General features: G+C 74.2%; 1 protein-coding gene. It reads left to right on the top strand.

The features are described 5' to 3' along the window. Nucleotides 1-59: 59 nt before the first annotated feature. On the top strand, nucleotides 60-365 hold a 306-nt coding region (locus tag FLV34_RS39910; protein ID WP_222709828.1), incomplete at its 3' end, for a hypothetical protein.

Below are 365 nucleotides of genomic sequence, written 5' to 3' on the forward strand. Positions count from 1 at the left end.
GGGAGCCTCAGCGGTCGCAGGGCCGCCTTGGTGGGGGGCCCGGCGCGACATCGTGGTCGGTGCCGGAGATACGGGTGGAGCTGACGACGTTGCTCGGGCACGATGAGCACCCGGCGCACCTGCCCGGCTGGGGCATGGTCCACGCCGCTCAGGCACGCCGCATCGTCACCGGCATGCTCGGCGGGCAGTGGCGCTATGCCATCTGCACCGACGACGGGCACCTGCTCCTGGCCGGCATCACCCGGCAGCGCCCCTGCCCGCCTGCACAACGGCCGCCCCGCGACATGCGACGCGGCGGCATCGTCGAGCTGCAGATCACCCTCACCCAGCTCCACCGGCTGGCCGCCGCACCGGCCACCACCGGC

The organism is Microbispora sp. CSR-4 (assembly GCF_008033685.1).
Lineage (GTDB): Bacteria > Actinomycetota > Actinomycetes > Streptosporangiales > Streptosporangiaceae > Microbispora.